Origin of the sequence: Streptomyces sp. HP-A2021, assembly GCF_022807935.1 — a bacterium.
Lineage (GTDB): Bacteria > Actinomycetota > Actinomycetes > Streptomycetales > Streptomycetaceae > Streptomyces > Streptomyces afghaniensis.
In genome coordinates, this window is record NZ_CP094344.1 from 2802059 (window position 1) to 2819882 (window position 17824).

12 protein-coding genes, 1 tRNA gene and 3 rRNA genes are annotated in these 17824 nt (G+C 65.4%); 3 read left to right on the forward strand and 13 right to left on the reverse strand.

Features of this window, described 5'->3' with window-relative positions; all coding sequences use genetic code 11:
* Positions 1-21: 21 nt before the first annotated feature.
* The 8 genes from MQE23_RS12640 to thyX all read right to left on the reverse strand — a co-directional run bounded on the left by MQE23_RS12640 (position 22) and on the right by thyX (position 10297).
* Positions 22-97: transfer RNA gene (locus tag MQE23_RS12640), tRNA-Thr, on the reverse strand.
* Between the two features lie 74 nt (positions 98-171).
* A complete protein-coding gene (locus MQE23_RS12645; RefSeq protein ID WP_020270945.1) occupies positions 172-834 on the reverse strand; it encodes an L-glutamine:3-amino-2,3-dideoxy-scyllo-inosose aminotransferase in 663 nt (220 codons plus the stop codon).
* 114 nt (positions 835-948) lie between these two features.
* A 5S ribosomal RNA gene (rrf, locus tag MQE23_RS12650) occupies positions 949-1065 on the reverse strand.
* Between the two features lie 86 nt (positions 1066-1151).
* Positions 1152-4271 (reverse strand): 23S ribosomal RNA (locus MQE23_RS12655).
* 304 nt (positions 4272-4575) lie between these two features.
* Positions 4576-6103 (reverse strand): 16S ribosomal RNA (locus MQE23_RS12660).
* Together the 16S, 23S and 5S rRNA genes form the textbook arrangement of a ribosomal RNA operon.
* Before the next feature lie 502 nt (positions 6104-6605).
* Positions 6606-8291, reverse strand: a complete 1686-nt coding sequence (locus MQE23_RS12665; RefSeq protein WP_020273648.1) for a ribonuclease J — start codon at positions 8289-8291, stop codon at positions 6606-6608.
* Between the two features lie 154 nt (positions 8292-8445).
* On the reverse strand, positions 8446-9345 hold the full coding sequence (dapA, locus tag MQE23_RS12670) for a 4-hydroxy-tetrahydrodipicolinate synthase (protein ID WP_020273647.1): 900 nt from the start codon (positions 9343-9345) through the stop codon (positions 8446-8448).
* 211 nt (positions 9346-9556) lie between these two features.
* Positions 9557-10297 (reverse strand): FAD-dependent thymidylate synthase, encoded by a 741-nt coding sequence (thyX, locus tag MQE23_RS12675; RefSeq protein ID WP_020273646.1) that lies wholly within the window; start codon positions 10295-10297, stop codon positions 9557-9559.
* A 176-nt stretch (positions 10298-10473) separates the two neighbouring features.
* Here thyX and MQE23_RS12680 point away from each other — a divergent pair, with 176 nt between their 5' ends.
* Complete coding sequence (locus MQE23_RS12680) at positions 10474-10716, forward strand: hypothetical protein (protein WP_020273645.1); 243 nt, start codon at positions 10474-10476, stop codon at positions 10714-10716.
* Positions 10717-10828: 112 nt separating this feature from the next.
* Positions 10829-11383: a hypothetical protein gene (locus MQE23_RS12685; RefSeq protein WP_020273644.1), complete on the forward strand. Its 555-nt coding sequence runs from the start codon at positions 10829-10831 to the stop codon at positions 11381-11383.
* An 82-nt stretch (positions 11384-11465) separates the two neighbouring features.
* On the opposite strand, the gene MQE23_RS12690 is transcribed toward MQE23_RS12685, so the two are convergent.
* The 5 genes from MQE23_RS12690 to rpsO form a co-directional block, all read right to left on the reverse strand.
* Positions 11466-11921, reverse strand: coding sequence for a hypothetical protein (locus MQE23_RS12690; RefSeq protein WP_020273643.1), 456 nt, complete (start codon positions 11919-11921; stop codon positions 11466-11468).
* A 13-nt stretch (positions 11922-11934) separates the two neighbouring features.
* On the reverse strand, positions 11935-12687 hold the full coding sequence (gene dapB, locus MQE23_RS12695) for a 4-hydroxy-tetrahydrodipicolinate reductase (RefSeq protein ID WP_037670157.1): 753 nt from the start codon (positions 12685-12687) through the stop codon (positions 11935-11937).
* Between the two features lie 28 nt (positions 12688-12715).
* Positions 12716-14095 carry a pitrilysin family protein gene (locus MQE23_RS12700; RefSeq protein WP_020273641.1) on the reverse strand — a complete coding sequence of 460 codons (1380 nt, stop codon included), beginning with the start codon at positions 14093-14095 and terminating at the stop codon, positions 12716-12718.
* A complete protein-coding gene (locus tag MQE23_RS12705) occupies positions 14092-16308 on the reverse strand; it encodes a polyribonucleotide nucleotidyltransferase (RefSeq protein WP_020273640.1) in 2217 nt (738 codons plus the stop codon). Before MQE23_RS12705 ends, MQE23_RS12700 begins: the two co-directional genes overlap by 4 nt.
* A 305-nt stretch (positions 16309-16613) precedes the next feature.
* On the reverse strand, positions 16614-16901 hold the full coding sequence (gene rpsO / locus MQE23_RS12710; protein WP_010042739.1) for a 30S ribosomal protein S15: 288 nt from the start codon (positions 16899-16901) through the stop codon (positions 16614-16616).
* Between the two features lie 297 nt (positions 16902-17198).
* Between rpsO and MQE23_RS12715 the strand changes: the two genes are divergently transcribed.
* The gene (locus MQE23_RS12715) at positions 17199-17501 is read left to right on the forward strand and encodes a DUF397 domain-containing protein (protein WP_020273639.1); all 303 of its coding nucleotides are present in this window, start codon (positions 17199-17201) and stop codon (positions 17499-17501) included.
* The last annotated feature ends 323 nt before the right edge of the window (positions 17502-17824 follow it).

Consider the following 17824-nt stretch of genomic DNA (forward strand, 5'->3'; position numbering starts at 1 on the left):
TGAGGGTGGGGCCTTTTCTGCTGGAGCCCCCAAACGGAATCGAACCGTTGACCTTCTCCTTACCATGGAGACGCTCTACCGACTGAGCTATAGGGGCCTGTCGCTTTGCGGGGTTTCCCGCGCGGCAACGGAATAGATCATACCCCGAACAGACCCGTGCTCCCAACCACGTCAGAAAGCGGGCTGAAGCAGCCCTCCAAGGGCATTACAGGCGGACACGATCCGCTGCATGTCCCGCTTGGTCAGGGTGGCGTCTACCGGCAGTGCGAGCGTCTCATCGGAAGCCCGCTCCGTCTCCGGGAGAGAAACACACCGCCGGAATTCGGGCAGTCGATGCACGGGAGTCTTCACCGGCACCCGGCACTCGACTCCCCTGCTCCGCACAGCCCGCGCGAAAGCGTCCCGATCCGGCCGTCCGTTGCCCGGAACGCGCACGACGTACTGCTGATAGGTGTGCCCGTCACCGTCGTCCGGCGTCCGCACACCCCTCAACTTCGCATGGAGATAGGCGGCCCGCTCCCTGCGCTGGGCTATCTCGTCGTACGGCGCCTCGGACTCCCCCTGCTCCAGCACGAGCAGCCCGTGCCGCGCTCCCAGCTCGTGCAGCCGCGCGATGTCGGCGAGCCGGCCGAAGCGGTGTACGACCACCACGGCCGCGGTCCGCGGAGTTACCGCCGCTTCCACAGCGGAGGCATCGAGGCAGTAGGTGAAGGGATCTATGTCGGCGAACACGGGCAGCGCCCCGGCCTTGGCCACGGCCTCGGCGACTTCGACGTTCCCGAAGGCCGGCACGACGACCTCGTCACCGAGTCCGACCCCGGCGGCCCTGAGCATTGCAGCAGTACCCATGCTCTGGATGCTGATCGCGCAACGTGAACTTCAAGTGACGGAGAACAAAAAAGGGTTGGACCCGTAACCGAAGTTACGGGTCCAACCCTGTCAATAATTGTTCGGCGGCGTCCTACTCTCCCACAGGGTCCCCCCTGCAGTACCATCGGCGCTGTAAGGCTTAGCTTCCGGGTTCGGAATGTAACCGGGCGTTTCCCCTACGCTATAACCACCGAAACACTATGAAACTATCCAGCCGCACCACGTGTGGCAACGTGGGGCTGTTCGTGGTTTCAGAACCAACACAGTGGACGCGAGCAACTGAGGACAAGCCCTCGGCCTATTAGTACCGGTCAACTCCACACGTTACCGTGCTTCCATATCCGGCCTATCAACCCAGTCGTCTACTGGGAGCCTTACCCTCTCTAGGAGGTGGGAGTCCTCATCTCGAAGCAGGCTTCCCGCTTAGATGCTTTCAGCGGTTATCCCTCCCGAACGTAGCCAACCAGCCATGCCCTTGGCAGAACAACTGGCACACCAGAGGTTCGTCCGTCCCGGTCCTCTCGTACTAGGGACAGCCCTTCTCAAGACTCCTACGCGCACAGCGGATAGGGACCGAACTGTCTCACGACGTTCTAAACCCAGCTCGCGTACCGCTTTAATGGGCGAACAGCCCAACCCTTGGGACCGACTCCAGCCCCAGGATGCGACGAGCCGACATCGAGGTGCCAAACCATCCCGTCGATATGGACTCTTGGGGAAGATCAGCCTGTTATCCCCGGGGTACCTTTTATCCGTTGAGCGACGGCGCTTCCACAAGCCACCGCCGGATCACTAGTCCCGACTTTCGTCCCTGCTCGACCCGTCGGTCTCACAGTCAAGCTCCCTTGTGCACTTACACTCAACACCTGATTGCCAACCAGGCTGAGGGAACCTTTGGGCGCCTCCGTTACTCTTTAGGAGGCAACCGCCCCAGTTAAACTACCCATCAGACACTGTCCCTGATCCGGATCACGGACCCAGGTTAGACATCCAGCACGACCAGACTGGTATTTCAACGACGACTCCACACTAACTGGCGTTAGCGCTTCACAGTCTCCCAGCTATCCTACACAAGCCGAACCGAACACCAATATCAAACTGTAGTAAAGGTCCCGGGGTCTTTCCGTCCTGCTGCGCGAAACGAGCATCTTTACTCGTAGTGCAATTTCACCGGGCCTATGGTTGAGACAGTCGAGAAGTCGTTACGCCATTCGTGCAGGTCGGAACTTACCCGACAAGGAATTTCGCTACCTTAGGATGGTTATAGTTACCACCGCCGTTTACTGGCGCTTAAGTTCTCAGCTTCGCCCCACCGAAATGGAGCTAACCGGTCCCCTTAACGTTCCAGCACCGGGCAGGCGTCAGTCCGTATACATCGCCTTACGGCTTCGCACGGACCTGTGTTTTTAGTAAACAGTCGCTTCTCGCTGGTCTCTGCGGCCACCCCCAGCTCAGAGCGCAAAGCTCATCACCAGATGTGGCCCCCCTTCTCCCGAAGTTACGGGGGCATTTTGCCGAGTTCCTTAACCATAGTTCACCCGAACGCCTCGGTATTCTCTACCTGACCACCTGAGTCGGTTTAGGGTACGGGCCGCCATGAAACTCGCTAGAGGCTTTTCTCGACAGCATAGGATCATCCACTTCACCACAATCGGCTCGGCATCAGGTCTCAGCCTTGTGTGCGACGGATTTACCTACCGCACGGCCTACACCCTTACCCCGGGACAACCACCGCCCGGGCTGGACTACCTTCCTGCGTCACCCCATCACTCACCTACTACCAGATCGGGTCACCGGCTCCACCACTTTCCTTTCCCCGAAGGGTCCGGAACGGCTTCACGGGCTTAGCATCACTGGATTCGATGTTTGACGCTTCACAGCGGGTACCGGAATATCAACCGGTTATCCATCGACTACGCCTGTCGGCCTCGCCTTAGGTCCCGACTTACCCTGGGCAGATCAGCTTGACCCAGGAACCCTTAGTCAATCGGCGCACACGTTTCTCACGTGTGAATCGCTACTCATGCCTGCATTCTCACTCGTGAACCGTCCACAACTACCTTCCGGTGCTGCTTCACCCGGCACACGACGCTCCCCTACCCATCACAGCCGGCGTTGGCCGTATTGCTGCAATGACACGACTTCGGCGGTACGCTTGAGCCCCGCTACATTGTCGGCGCGGAATCACTAGACCAGTGAGCTATTACGCACTCTTTCAAGGGTGGCTGCTTCTAAGCCAACCTCCTGGTTGTCTGTGCGACTCCACATCCTTTCCCACTTAGCGTACGCTTAGGGGCCTTAGTCGATGCTCTGGGCTGTTTCCCTCTCGACCATGGAGCTTATCCCCCACAGTCTCACTGCCGCGCTCTCACTTACCGGCATTCGGAGTTTGGCTAAGGTCAGTAACCCGGTAGGGCCCATCGCCTATCCAGTGCTCTACCTCCGGCAAGAAACACACGACGCTGCACCTAAATGCATTTCGGGGAGAACCAGCTATCACGGAGTTTGATTGGCCTTTCACCCCTAACCACAGGTCATCCCCCAGGTTTTCAACCCTGGTGGGTTCGGTCCTCCACGAAGTCTTACCTCCGCTTCAACCTGCCCATGGCTAGATCACTCCGCTTCGGGTCTTGAGCGTGCTACTGAAACGCCCTATTCGGACTCGCTTTCGCTACGGCTTCCCCACCCGGGTTAACCTCGCAACACACCGCAAACTCGCAGGCTCATTCTTCAAAAGGCACGCAGTCACGAGATGGAAGCAAGCTTCCATCCGACGCTCCCACGGCTTGTAGGCACACGGTTTCAGGTACTATTTCACTCCGCTCCCGCGGTACTTTTCACCATTCCCTCACGGTACTATCCGCTATCGGTCACCAGGGAATATTTAGGCTTAGCGGGTGGTCCCGCCAGATTCACACGGGATTTCTCGGGCCCCGTGCTACTTGGGTGTCTCTCAAACGAGCCGCTGACGTTTCGACTACGGGGGTCTTACCCTCTACGCCGGACCTTTCGCATGTCCTTCGCCTACATCAACGGTTTCTGACTCGTCTCACGGCCGGCAGACCGTGAAAGAGAGATCCCACAACCCCGTATACGCAACCCCTGCCGGGTCTCACACGCATACGGTTTGGCCTCATCCGGTTTCGCTCGCCACTACTCCCGGAATCACGGTTGTTTTCTCTTCCTGCGGGTACTGAGATGTTTCACTTCCCCGCGTTCCCTCCACACTGCCTATGTGTTCAGCAGCGGGTGACAGCCCATGACGACTGCCGGGTTTCCCCATTCGGAAACCCCCGGATCAAAGCCTGGTTGACGACTCCCCGGGGACTATCGTGGCCTCCCACGTCCTTCATCGGTTCCTGGTGCCAAGGCATCCACCGTGCGCCCTTAAAAACTTGGCCACAGATGCTCGCGTCCACTGTGCAGTTCTCAAACAACGACCAGCCACCCATCACCCCCCCCTTGACAGGCGAGTTCACTGGGGCCGGCACTGAGGAAAAATCCATTCCCTCAGACACCCAACAGCGTGCCCGACCAGCTCCCGTCCGAAGATCATGCGTTCCACGCTCTTGCGAGCAGTACTAGCAGCCTCCGGCCCAAGATCCTGGCCGAGTAGTCAACGTTCCACCCATGAGCAACCAGCATCAGACATTCGCTGATGTACTGGCCTCTGACCAACCGAAGTTGGTGAGAAGTGCTCCTTAGAAAGGAGGTGATCCAGCCGCACCTTCCGGTACGGCTACCTTGTTACGACTTCGTCCCAATCGCCAGTCCCACCTTCGACAGCTCCCTCCCCACAAGGGGGTTGGGCCACCGGCTTCGGGTGTTACCGACTTTCGTGACGTGACGGGCGGTGTGTACAAGGCCCGGGAACGTATTCACCGCAGCAATGCTGATCTGCGATTACTAGCGACTCCGACTTCATGGGGTCGAGTTGCAGACCCCAATCCGAACTGAGACCGGCTTTTTGAGATTCGCTCCACCTCGCGGTATCGCAGCTCATTGTACCGGCCATTGTAGCACGTGTGCAGCCCAAGACATAAGGGGCATGATGACTTGACGTCGTCCCCACCTTCCTCCGAGTTGACCCCGGCGGTCTCCCGTGAGTCCCCAGCACCACAAGGGCCTGCTGGCAACACGGGACAAGGGTTGCGCTCGTTGCGGGACTTAACCCAACATCTCACGACACGAGCTGACGACAGCCATGCACCACCTGTACACCGACCACAAGGGGGACCCTGTCTCCAGGGTTTTCCGGTGTATGTCAAGCCTTGGTAAGGTTCTTCGCGTTGCGTCGAATTAAGCCACATGCTCCGCCGCTTGTGCGGGCCCCCGTCAATTCCTTTGAGTTTTAGCCTTGCGGCCGTACTCCCCAGGCGGGGCACTTAATGCGTTAGCTGCGGCACGGACAACGTGGAATGTTGCCCACACCTAGTGCCCACCGTTTACGGCGTGGACTACCAGGGTATCTAATCCTGTTCGCTCCCCACGCTTTCGCTCCTCAGCGTCAGTATCGGCCCAGAGATCCGCCTTCGCCACCGGTGTTCCTCCTGATATCTGCGCATTTCACCGCTACACCAGGAATTCCGATCTCCCCTACCGAACTCTAGCCTGCCCGTATCGACTGCAGACCCGGGGTTAAGCCCCGGGCTTTCACAACCGACGTGACAAGCCGCCTACGAGCTCTTTACGCCCAATAATTCCGGACAACGCTCGCGCCCTACGTATTACCGCGGCTGCTGGCACGTAGTTAGCCGGCGCTTCTTCTGCAGGTACCGTCACTTTCGCTTCTTCCCTGCTGAAAGAGGTTTACAACCCGAAGGCCGTCATCCCTCACGCGGCGTCGCTGCATCAGGCTTTCGCCCATTGTGCAATATTCCCCACTGCTGCCTCCCGTAGGAGTCTGGGCCGTGTCTCAGTCCCAGTGTGGCCGGTCGCCCTCTCAGGCCGGCTACCCGTCGTCGCCTTGGTGAGCCATTACCTCACCAACAAGCTGATAGGCCGCGGGCTCATCCTGCACCGCCGGAGCTTTCCACCACCAAGAGATGCCCCTAGTGGTTGTATCCGGTATTAGACCCCGTTTCCAGGGCTTGTCCCAGAGTGCAGGGCAGATTGCCCACGTGTTACTCACCCGTTCGCCACTAATCCCCACCGAAGTGGTTCATCGTTCGACTTGCATGTGTTAAGCACGCCGCCAGCGTTCGTCCTGAGCCAGGATCAAACTCTCCGTGAATGTTTACCGGTAATCCGGTCGACACCACGAGAGCGGAACAGCCAGGCGGAATAAGCCCGGCCGTTCACAGCGTCCTCGCTGTGTTTTTTCAAAGGAACCTCGCCCCAGCAGATGCTGGAGACGGGGTATCAACATATCTGGCGTTGACTTTTGGCACGCTGTTGAGTTCTCAAGGAACGGTCGCTTCCTTTGTACTCACCCTCTCGGGCTTTCCTCCGGGCGCTTCCCTTCGGTCTTGCGTTTCCGACTCTATCAGATCTTTTCTCGACCCGATTTCCTCGGCGCTTTCCAGGTTCCCGCTTCCGCGTTTCCCTTTCCGGCGGCTCCGACTTTATCAGAAGTTTCTGAGTCGGATTTCCCTTCCTCGGCCGGGCATGGTTCCCGTGCCTGAGTCGGCCGGGTGCCCCTTCGGAAGGAGTTGTAAACCTACTGGAGCGGGGCTCCTCGATGCAAATCGAGGAGCCCCGCTCCCAGTTGGCGCCTGCTCAGGCCCGACGGACCGTCAGACCTCCACGACCACAGGCAGGATCATCGGCCGGCGCCGGTACGTGTCCGAGACCCACTTGCCCAGCGTGCGGCGAACGAGCTGCTGGAGCTGGTGGGGTTCGACCACGCCGTCCTGGGCGGAGCGCTCGAGTGACTCCGTGATCCTGGGGATCACGTCGCCGAAGGCGGAGTCCTCGATGCCGGAGCCGCGGGCCTGGATGTGCGGGCCGCCGGTGATCTTCCCGGTGGACGAGTCCATGACCACGAAGACCGAGATGATGCCCTCGTCGCCGAGGATCTTGCGGTCCTTGAGCGCCGGCTCTCCCACGTCGCCGACCGAGAGGCCGTCGACGTAGACGTAACCCGCCTGGACCTTGCCCGAGATCTTGGCCTTGCCCTCGACGAGGTCGACGGCGACGCCGTCCTCGGCGATGACGATGCGGTCGTGCGGGACGCCGGTCAGGGCGCCCAGCTCGGCGTTGGCACGCAGGTGGCGCCATTCGCCGTGCACCGGCATCAGGTTCTTCGGGCGGCAGATGTTGTAGAAGTACAGCAGCTCGCCCGCGGAGGCATGGCCGGAGACGTGGACCTTGGCGTTGCCCTTGTGGACCACGTTGGCGCCCCAGCGGGTGAGGCCGTTGATCACGCGGTAGACCGCGTTCTCGTTGCCGGGGATCAGGGACGACGCAAGGATCACCGTGTCGCCCTGGACGATGCGGATCTGGTGGTCCCTGTTGGCCATCCTCGAGAGAGCCGCCATGGGTTCGCCCTGGGAGCCCGTGCAGACGAGGACCACCTCGCTGTCCGGGAGGTCGTCGAGCGTCTTGACGTCCACCACCAGGCCCGGGGGGACCTTCAGGTAGCCCAGGTCGCGTGCGATGCCCATGTTGCGGACCATGGAGCGCCCGACGAAGGCGACGCGGCGGCCGTACTCGTGCGCCGCGTCCAGGATCTGCTGGATGCGGTGGACGTGGCTGGCGAAGCTCGCGACGATGATGCGCTTGCGGGCGCCGGCGAAGACCTGCCGCAGGACGTTGGAGATCTCCCGCTCGGGCGGCACGAAGCCCGGGACCTCTGCGTTCGTCGAGTCCGAGAGCAGGAGGTCGATGCCTTCTTCGCTCAGACGTGCGAATGCGTGGAGGTCCGTGAGGCGGCTGTCCAGCGGGAGCTGGTCCATCTTGAAGTCGCCGGTGTGGACCACCATGCCCGCGGGAGTGCGGATGGCGACGGCCAGCGCGTCGGGGATGGAGTGGTTGACCGCGACGAACTCGCAGTCGAACGGGCCGATGCGCTCGCGGTGTCCTTCCGCCACCTCGAGGGTGTACGGGCGGATGCGGTGCTCCTGGAGCTTGGCCTCGATGAGGGCGAGGGTCAGCTTGGAGCCGATCAGCGGGATGTCCGGCTTCTCGCGCAGGAGATAGGGGACGCCGCCGATGTGGTCCTCGTGGCCGTGCGTGAGGACGATGCCCTCGATGTCGTCGAGGCGGTCCCTGATGGACGAGAAGTCCGGCAGGATCAGGTCGATTCCGGGCTGCTCCTCCTCGGGGAAGAGCACTCCGCAGTCGACGATCAGCAGGCGACCGCCGTACTCGAAGACCGTCATGTTCCGGCCGATTTCGCCGAGGCCGCCGAGCGGGGTGACCCGCAGGCCGCCTTCGGGGAGCGGCGGGGGCGGGCTGAGTTCGGGATGCGGATGACTCAAAAGACTCTCCTCACCACACGCGCCACGTACCGGTGGGGCACGTGGCGCGCATGACGTTCGTGCAGAAGCAGTTGTCGTATGGGTGGTGCGGGCACCGGTGGCCCGCTTATTCAGTTGTGAAGCCGGTGCGCGGGGGTCCGCGCGAAGTCTGGTGTCAGAGCTGTACCCCGCCGGCGGCAAGATCGATCTTGAGTTGCTCGATCTCCTCGGGCGCGCATTCGACCATGGGGGCGCGCAGGGGCCCGCCGGGCAGGCCCTTCAGGGCGAGCGCCGCCTTGGTCGTCATCACGCCCTGGGTGCGGAACATGCCCGTGTAGACCGAGAGCAGCTTCTGGTGGATCTCGGTGGCCTTCTGGACGTCGCCCGAGGTGTACGCGTCGACCAGGGCGCGCAGCTCGGGGGTGACCACGTGGCCGACGACCGAGACGAAGCCGACCGCGCCCACGGAGAGCAGGGGCAGGTTCAGCATGTCGTCGCCGGAGTACCAGGCGAGGCCGGAGCGGGCGATGGCCCAGCTCGCCCGGCCCAGGTCGCCCTTGGCGTCCTTGTTGGCGACGATCCGGGGGTGCTCGGCGAGGCGGACGAGTGTCTCCGTGTTGATCGGGACGCCGCTGCGGCCGGGGATGTCGTAGAGCATGACCGGCAGCCCGGTGGCGTCGGCGACGGCCGTGAAGTGCCGGTAGAGGCCCTCTTGCGGGGGCTTGTTGTAGTACGGGGTCACGAGGAGCAGGCCGTGTGCGCCGGTGCGCTCCGCCGCGCGGGCGAGTTCGATGCTGTGGTGGGTGTCGTTGGTGCCGACCCCGGCCACGACGTGGGCGCGGTCGCCGACGGCCTCCAGGACCGCCCGTACGAGATCCCTTTTCTCCGCATCACTGGTGGTCGGCGACTCGCCCGTGGTGCCGCTGATGACCAGGCCGTCGTTGCCTGCGTCCACCAGGTGGGTGGCGAGCCGCTGCGCGCCGTCGAGGTCGAGTGCGCCGTCCGCCTTGAAGGGCGTGACCATGGCGGTGAGGACCCGCCCGAAGGGGGTCTGCGGAGTCGAGGTCGGAGCCATGGGTTACACGCTACTCGTTGCTCAGGACCGGGTCTGCCCTAGGGGGAGGCGACAAGTCGTGACAAAGGTGGAGCCCGGCACTGCCTGCTCGGGGGTTCAAGCAGTGCCGGACCCGTTTGATCAGGCTAGATGAACTTCTCGAAATGCCGCAATACGGACACTTCGTGCGGCTGAACCGTACATCTGTGCCTGACCGGGGAACCAGGGCGCGTTACGGCGCCACGCGTCCGTTCGCGTTGAAGGCCGCGTAGGTGAGCGGCATGAGCCGGGCCCACTCGGCCTCCATCTTCTCCCCGACCATCTCGATCTCGCGCTGCGGGAAGGACGGGACCTTGGCCAGCTCGTGCTGGGTGCGCAGGCCGAGGAAGTGCATCAGCGAGCGGGCGTTGCAGGTGGCGTACATCGAGGAGTACAGGCCGACCGGGAGGACCGCGCGGGCGACCTCGCGGGCGACGCCGGCGGCGAGCATCTCCTGGTAGGCCTCGTACGCCTGCCGGTAGGAGTCCTCCATCACACGGCCGACCAGCTCCTGCTGGGCCTGGGTGCCCTCGACGAAGACGTACTTGCCGGGGCGGCCCTCCTGGACGAGCTTGCGGGACTCGTCGGGGACGTAGAAGACCGGCTGGAGCTCCCGGTAGCGGCCGCTCTCCTCGTTGTACGACCAGCCGACACGGTGCCGCATGAACTCGCGGAAGACGAAGATCGGGGCGCTGATGAAGAAGGTCATCGAGTTGTGCTCGAAGGGGCTGCCGTGCCGGTCCCGCATCAGGTAGTTGATCAGGCCCTTGGAGCGCTCGGGGTCCTTGTTCAGCTCGTCCAGGGACTGCTCGCCGATGGTCGAGACACGGGCGGCGAACAGGACGTCCGCGTCGGACGCGGTGTGCTTGACCAGCTCGACGGTCACATCGCTGCGGTAGCCGGGCTTGGGGTCGTCGGCGGGGGTGTCGGTCACGGTTGGCAGGGCCTTCCCATCTCGTCGTGTGGCGACGCCACTCTACGGCCCGGCGAAATCAGCGCGATCGGTGGCGTGCCGCAATGAAGTTGGTGAAACAGGGCACCACTGAGGGAGTTCGTTCGTCTTTACGGACGAGAGTCGTTCGTTCCATCCCCGAAGGAGAAGCACCCCTGATGTTCGGTCGGCGTGAACCCGTACCGTTTGCCTTCGTTGCCGAGGCCGACAGGTTCCGCAGTAATGTCACTCCCCCACCGCGTGAGCGGCTGTCCGTCGGCCAGATGGCCGGGCGCTGGCTGCTCGGTCTGACCATCGTGGCGGGGCTCGTGGGTTCCCTGGTCATCGGGACGCCCGCGCTGTCGACGGGCGACCACCCGGGCTCGCAGCCCCAGCAGTCGCAGGCGTCGCAGAAGAACTGAACCGCCGCGGTCCGGCGGTGACTCCATCCGGCCCCCCGCCAGTGGTGACCGGGGACACAGATCGGTAGCCTCACCGGGCACAGCCCACGCATGGATCGAGTGAGGACCAGCCGTGCCCCTGCCCTTCCTGACGGCCGACCGCGTTTTCGAGGCGACGGACGACATTCCGCTGCCGTACGACGACCGTGACCGCTGGCGGCGGCCGTACCGGCCCGGGCCCTGGCGGGTGGGGGCGGCGGCGCTGGCTCTGCTGCTCGCCTCGTTCGTGCTGTTCGCGGCGGTCGTCATCGCGGCGACGGCAGAACCGGCCTCGGCCGGTGTGGTCTTCGGGCTCGCGCTGCTCGTCATCGCCGGGGCGCTGCGGCTGCTGCGCGTGGGCGTGTGGGTGAGCGCACGCGGGCTGCGGCACGTGGGCTTCCTCACGACGCGTACGGCGTCCTGGGAGCAGGTCGCCGCCGTGCGCACGGTGCAGCAGCCGGTGCGCTGGCTGGGGCTGCCCCGGACGGTGCAGGGGCAGGCGCTGCTGCTCGTCCGGCGGGGGCAGTCGCCCGACGGTGGGTCGGCGCTGCTGACCACGCACAACGCGGACTTCCTGGGCCGGGTGGAGGCCTTCGACCGGGCGGCGGACTCGGTGGAGGCGTGGGCGGACGAATACTGTCCGCACTGACGTTTCCGGGTGGCCCCGGATTCTCGTGCCGGAGGGGCCGGACCGTTCGCGGTCCGGCCCCTCCGGTGTGAGTGGGTGCCGTTCAGGCCGTCTCGGGCTGCTTGCCGTCGTGCAGGGCGATCGCGCGTTGCATGGCCTTGCGGGCGCGTGGGGTGTCGCGGGCGTCGTGGTAGGCGACGGCGAGGCGGAACCAGGTGCGCCAGTCGTCGGGGGCGGCCTCCGTCTCGGCCTTGCGCTTGGCGAAGACCTCGTCGGCCGAGTCCCGGTCGATCCGCCCGCTGGGCGTGCGCCTCAGTTCGTCGACGGGCAGGGCGCCCTCGGCGTCGAGTTCGGCGGCGAGGGCGTTCGCCCTGCGGACGAACTGGGTGTTCTTCCACAGGAACCACAGGCCGATGGCCGGCAGGATCAGCACCGCGACACCGAAGGTGACGGTGAGGGGCGTGCCGGTCTCGATGAGCAGGACGCCGCGGCTGCCGACCAGGACGAAGTAGACGACCAGGACGGCTGCCGTGAGGGCGTAGGTGAGCTTCGCGCGCATGACGGTCAGGGACTCAGCTCAGGTCCAGGAAGTGTTCCAAGCCGAAGGTCAGGCCCGGGACGCTCCCCACACGGCGGGCGCCGAGCAGGATGCCCGGCATGAAGCTGCTGTGGTGCAGCGAGTCGTGCCTGACCGTCAGGGTCTCGCCCTCGCCACCGAGCAGGACCTCCTGGTGGGCGAGCAGGCCGCGCAGCCGGACGGCGTGGACCGGCACTCCGTCGACGTCGGCGCCGCGGGCACCGTCCAGGGCGGTGGCCGTGGCGTCCGGGGCCGGGGCGGAGCCGGCGTTGCGGCGGGCCTCGGCGATGAGCTGGGCGGTGCGCGTGGCGGTGCCGGAGGGGGCGTCCACCTTGTTCGGGTGGTGCAGCTCGACGACCTCGACGGACTCGAAGTACGGGGCGGCGATCTGTGCGAACTTCATGGTCAGGACGGCCCCGATGGAGAAGTTCGGCGCGATGAGCACGCCCGTCTCCGGGGACTGCTCCAGCCAGCCCGTCAGCTGCGCGAGGCGCTCGTCGGTCCAGCCGGTGGTGCCGACGACCGCGTGGATGCCGTGGCGCACGCAGTAGTCGAGGTTGGCCATGACCGAGTCGGGCGTGGTCAGTTCGACCACGACCTGGGCGCCGGTCTCGGCCAGCGTCTCCAGCTTGTCGCCACGGCTCAGCGCGGCGACCAGTTCCATGTCCTCGGCGGCTTCGACGGCTCGGACCGCTTCCGAACCGATCCGGCCCTTGGCGCCGAGGACCGCCACGCGCAGCTTGCTCATCTCTTGTGCTTCCTTCACCAGGGGGTTGTCAGGCGACGGCGTCGTGCAGGCGGGCCGCCTGTTTGTCCTTCAGCGGGCCGATGACCGACAGGGAGGGCCGCCGTCCCAGGATCTCGCGGGCGACCGAGCGAATGTCGTCCGGGGTGACCGAGGCTATCCGCGACAGCATGTCGTCGACGGACATCTGCTCGCCCCAGCACAGCTCGCTCTTGCCGATGCGGTTCATCAGCGCGCCGGTGTCCTCCAGGCCGAGGACCGTGGACCCCTGGAGCTGGCCGATCGCGCGCCCTATCTCGTCGTCCGAGAGGCCGTGCTCGGCGACGTGGTCGAGTTCGTCGCGGCAGATCTTCAGCACGTCGTGCACCTGCGACGGCCTGCACCCCGCGTACACGCCGAACAGGCCGCAGTCGGCGAAGCCCGAGGTGTACGAGTACACGCTGTAGGCCAGGCCGCGCTTCTCGCGGACCTCCTGGAAGAGGCGGGACGACATGCCGCCGCCGAGGGCGGTGTTCAGCACGCCCAGGGCCCAGCGCCGCTCGTCCGTCCGGGACAGGCCCGGCATGCCGAGCACGACATGGGCCTGCTCGGTCTTGCGGTCGATCAGCTCGACCCGGCCGGCGGTGCGCAGGGCGCGCCGGCCGCTGCGCGGGGCGACGGGCTCGGCGGCGGGTCCCTTGAAGGCACCGGCCTTCTCGAAGGCGGCGCGGACCTGCCGTACGACCTTGGAGTGGTCGATGTTGCCGGCGCACGCGACCACGAGGTGGGTCGGGTCGTAGTGCTTCTTGTAGAAGCGGCGGATGCGGTCGGCGGTGAGGGAGTTGACCGTGTCGACCGTGCCGAGGACCGGGCGGCCGAGGGGGTTGTCGCCGAACATCGTGTGCGCGAACAGGTCGTGCACGCAGTCGCCCGGGTCGTCCTCGGTCATGGCGATCTCTTCGAGGATGGCGCCCCGCTCGACGTCGACGTCCTCTTCGAGGATGAGCGAGCCGGTCAGCATGTCGCTGACGACGTCGATGGCCAGCGGCAGGTCGGTGTCGAGCACGCGGGCGTAGTAGCACGTGTACTCCTTCGCCGTGAACGCGTTCATCTCGCCGCCGACCGCGTCGATCGCGGAGGAGATGTCCATGGCGGACCTGCGGCTCGTGCCCTTGAAGAGCAGGTGCTCCAGGTAGTGCGTGGCGCCGTTCAGGGCCGGGGTCTCGTCGCGGGAGCCGACGTGCGCCCAGATGCCGAAGGTCGCGGAGCGGACCGAGGGAAGGGTCTCGGTGACGATGCGCAGGCCGCCCGGGAGGGTGGTCTTGCGGACCGTGCCGATGCCGTTCTGGCCCTTGATGAGCGTTTGGGTACGGGCGACGGCCCGCGCCTCGGAGGAGGTGCGGGCCGTCGCCTTGGAGCTACTCGACGTCACTTGTCGGTGTCGTCCTTCGTCTCATCGTTCTCTTCGCCCTCGATGACCGGGATCAGGGAGAGCTTGCCGCGGGAGTCGATCTCGGCGATCTCGACCTGGACCTTCTGGCCCACACCGAGGACGTCCTCGACGTTCTCCACGCGCTTGCCGCCGGCGAGCTTGCGGATCTGCGAGATGTGCAGCAGTCCGTCCTTGCCGGGCAGCAGGGAGACGAACGCACCGAAGGTGGTCGTCTTGACGACCGTACCGAGGTAGCGCTCGCCGACCTCGGGCATCGTCGGGTTGGCGATGCCGTTGATCGTGGCGCGGGCGGCCTCGGCGGCGGGGCCGTCGGCGGCGCCGATGTAGATCGTGCCGTCGTCCTCGATGGTGATCTCGGCGCCGGTGTCCTCCTGGATCTGGTTGATCATCTTGCCCTTGGGGCCGATGACCTCGCCGATCTTGTCGACCGGGATCTTCACGGTGATGATCCGCGGTGCGTTCGGGGACATCTCGTCCGGCGTGTCGATCGCTTCCATCATCACGTCGAGGATGTGGAGGCGGGCGTCACGGGCCTGCTTGAGGGCGGCGGCCAGGACGGAGGCCGGGATGCCGTCCAGCTTGGTGTCGAGCTGGAGGGCGGTCACGAACTCCTTGGTGCCGGCGACCTTGAAGTCCATGTCGCCGAAGGCGTCCTCCGCACCGAGGATGTCGGTGAGGGTGACGTAGTGCGTCTCGCCCTCGATCTCCTGGGAGATCAGGCCCATGGCGATACCGGCGACGGGGGCCTTCAGCGGCACACCGGCGTTCAGCAGCGACATGGTGGAGGCGCAGACCGAGCCCATGGACGTCGAGCCGTTGGAGCTGAGCGCCTCGGAGACCTGGCGGATCGCGTAGGGGAACTCCTCGCGCGTCGGCAGGACCGGGATCAGAGCGCGCTCGGCGAGGGCGCCGTGGCCGATCTCGCGGCGCTTCGGGGAGCCGACGCGGCCGGTCTCGCCGGTGGAGTACGGCGGGAAGTTGTAGTTGTGCATGTAGCGCTTGCGGGTCACCGGCGACAGCGTGTCCAGCTGCTGCTCCATGCGGAGCATGTTCAGCGTGGTGACGCCCAGGATCTGGGTCTCGCCACGCTCGAACACCGCGGAGCCGTGGACCCGCGGGATCGCCTCGACCTCGGCGGCCAGGGTGCGGATGTCGGTGACACCGCGGCCGTCGATGCGCTTCTTCTCCTTGATCACGCGCTCGCGGACCAGCTGCTTGGTGAGCGAGCGGTACGCGGCGGAGATCTCCTTCTCGCGGCCCTCGAACTCCGGCAGAAGCTTCTCGGCGGCGAGCGCCTTGACGCGGTCCAGCTCGGACTCGCGCTCCTGCTTGCCGGCGATGGTCAGCGCGGAGGCGAGCTCCGGCTTGACGGCGGCGGTCAGCGCCTCCAGGACGTCGTCCTGGTAGTCCAGGAAGATCGGGAACTCGCCGGTCGGCTTGGCGGCCTTGGAGGCGAGGTCCGACTGGGCCTTGCAGAGGACCTTGATGAAGGGCTTCGCGGCGTCCAGACCGGCCGCGACGACCTCCTCGGTCGGCGCCTCGGCGCCGCCCTCGACCAGCTTGATGGTCTTCTCGGTGGCCTCGGCCTCGACCATCATGATCGCGACGTCGCCGTCCTCCAGGACGCGGCCCGCGACGACCATGTCGAAGACGGCGTCCTCGAGCTCGGTGTGCGTCGGGAAGGCCACCCACTGACCGCGGATCAGCGCGACGCGGACGCCGCCGATCGGGCCGGAGAAGGGCAGGCCGGCCAGCTGCGTGGACGCGGAGGCGGCGTTGATCGCCACGACGTCGTACAGGTGGTCGGGGTTGAGCGCCATGATCGTGGCCACGACCTGGATCTCGTTGCGCAGGCCCTTCTTGAAGGACGGGCGCAGCGGGCGGTCGATCAGGCGGCAGGTGAGGATCGCGTCCTCGGAGGGGCGGCCCTCACGGCGGAAGAAGCTGCCGGGGATCTTGCCGGCGGCGTACATCCGCTCCTCGACGTCCACCGTGAGCGGGAAGAAGTCGAGCTGGTCCTTGGGGTTCTTGGAAGCGGTGGTGGCCGACAGCACCATGGTGTCGTCGTCCAGGTACGCCACGGCGGAGCCGGCGGCCTGCTTGGCCAGGCGGCCCGTCTCGAAGCGGATGGTGCGGGTGCCGAAGGTGCCGTTGTCGATGACGGCCTCGGCGTAGTGGGTCTCGTTCTCCACTAGCGTTTTCTCCGTTACTTTGTCGTCTTTCGTCCCTCGCTGCCCGTGTGGCAGGGGGACGGTGGCGGAGAAGCGCTCCGTGCGGTGCGGGCCGGTCTTCGATCGAAGCACCCGGGGCTCACTTCCCCCCGGGGGCCACTACCGAGGACCGGCGGCGGCTAGGCGCGCTTCTCCTCTTCTTCTTGTCGTGCTGTGTCGTCCGTATTGCGTTGTGCTACCACACTACAAAGCAGTGGTGACACTCCGCACGTACAGCAAAGGGAGCGGTCCCCTTTCCTGCCGGGAACCGCTCCCTTCACGGCGTCTTACTTGGCGCCCGCCGCACCGCGGCGGATGCCGAGGCGGTCGACCAGCGCACGGAAGCGCTGGATGTCCTTCTTCGCCAGGTACTGCAGCAGCCGGCGGCGCTGACCGACCAGGATCAGCAGGCCACGGCGGGAGTGGTGGTCGTGCTTGTGGGTCTTGAGGTGCTCGGTCAGGTCGGAGATCCGACGCGACAGCAGAGCGACCTGGACCTCGGGGGAGCCGGTGTCGCCCTCCTTGGTACCGAACTCGGACATGATCTGCTTCTTCGTAGCGGCGTCGAGCGACACGCGTACTCCTCATAGTCTGTGATTGGCCACCGAGTGCCCCCGGTCTGCTTCTCGGGGGAGCTTCCGTGACTCGGAAGGCGGGGATCCGCTGGGCGCGGCCTCCAGGGCGAGAGCTCGCTCCGGGGGTGCGTACACAAACGGCCGTCGACCAGGGTACCAGGCGGTCAGGGGCGTCTTTGCGCTGGTCCCCGAACCCGCCGGACGGGGCGGCCGGCGCCACTAGGGTGAGCAGGTTCGGATCGTTCGTACGGCATCCGGACGTTCGGAACCGGTACGTCGGGAAGGGGTCGCTACGGCATGGCGGAGACGGCTGAGGAGATCAAGGCACGCAAGGAGCGGGAGCGGGACGAGCTCTACGCCCTCGACATCTCCGGTGTCGAGTGGCACTGCGCGCCGGGCACCGAGGAGCACGAGGAGCGGGTCGAGATCGCGTACCTGCCCGAGGGGGCGGTGGCGATGCGGTCCTCGCTCGACCCGGACACGGTGCTGCGCTACACCGAGGCGGAGTGGCGGGCGTTCGTGCTGGGAGCGCGGGACGGGGAGTTCGATCTGGAGCCGCGGCGGCACAACGGGGGCTTGCAGGCCGAGGCCGGGCAGTAGGCGCGGCAGCTTCCGCGGAGCGCGACGAGGGGCGTGGCGGGCCGGTGGCCGGCCGTCCCTCGTCGCGCTTCTTCGTGTGCTGCGGGGCAAGGTGGTTCGCGGTTCTCCACCTTAATCGCCCTGATTGTTCACCAAAGTGTGTGCTGTGTACGTCACTTCCGGGCAGCTTCTGGGCAGGTTGTGACGCGGCGGACAGGTGCTCGGGGGTGGACGGGCCTGCCGAGGTGGGGCTTGTGGTGATTAGGCTGGGAGGGGGCGCGGCGTCAGAACCCGTGAGTAGGCGTGGGCGTCCCAGGGGGAGAGCGGGGGAGCCTGGAATTCGG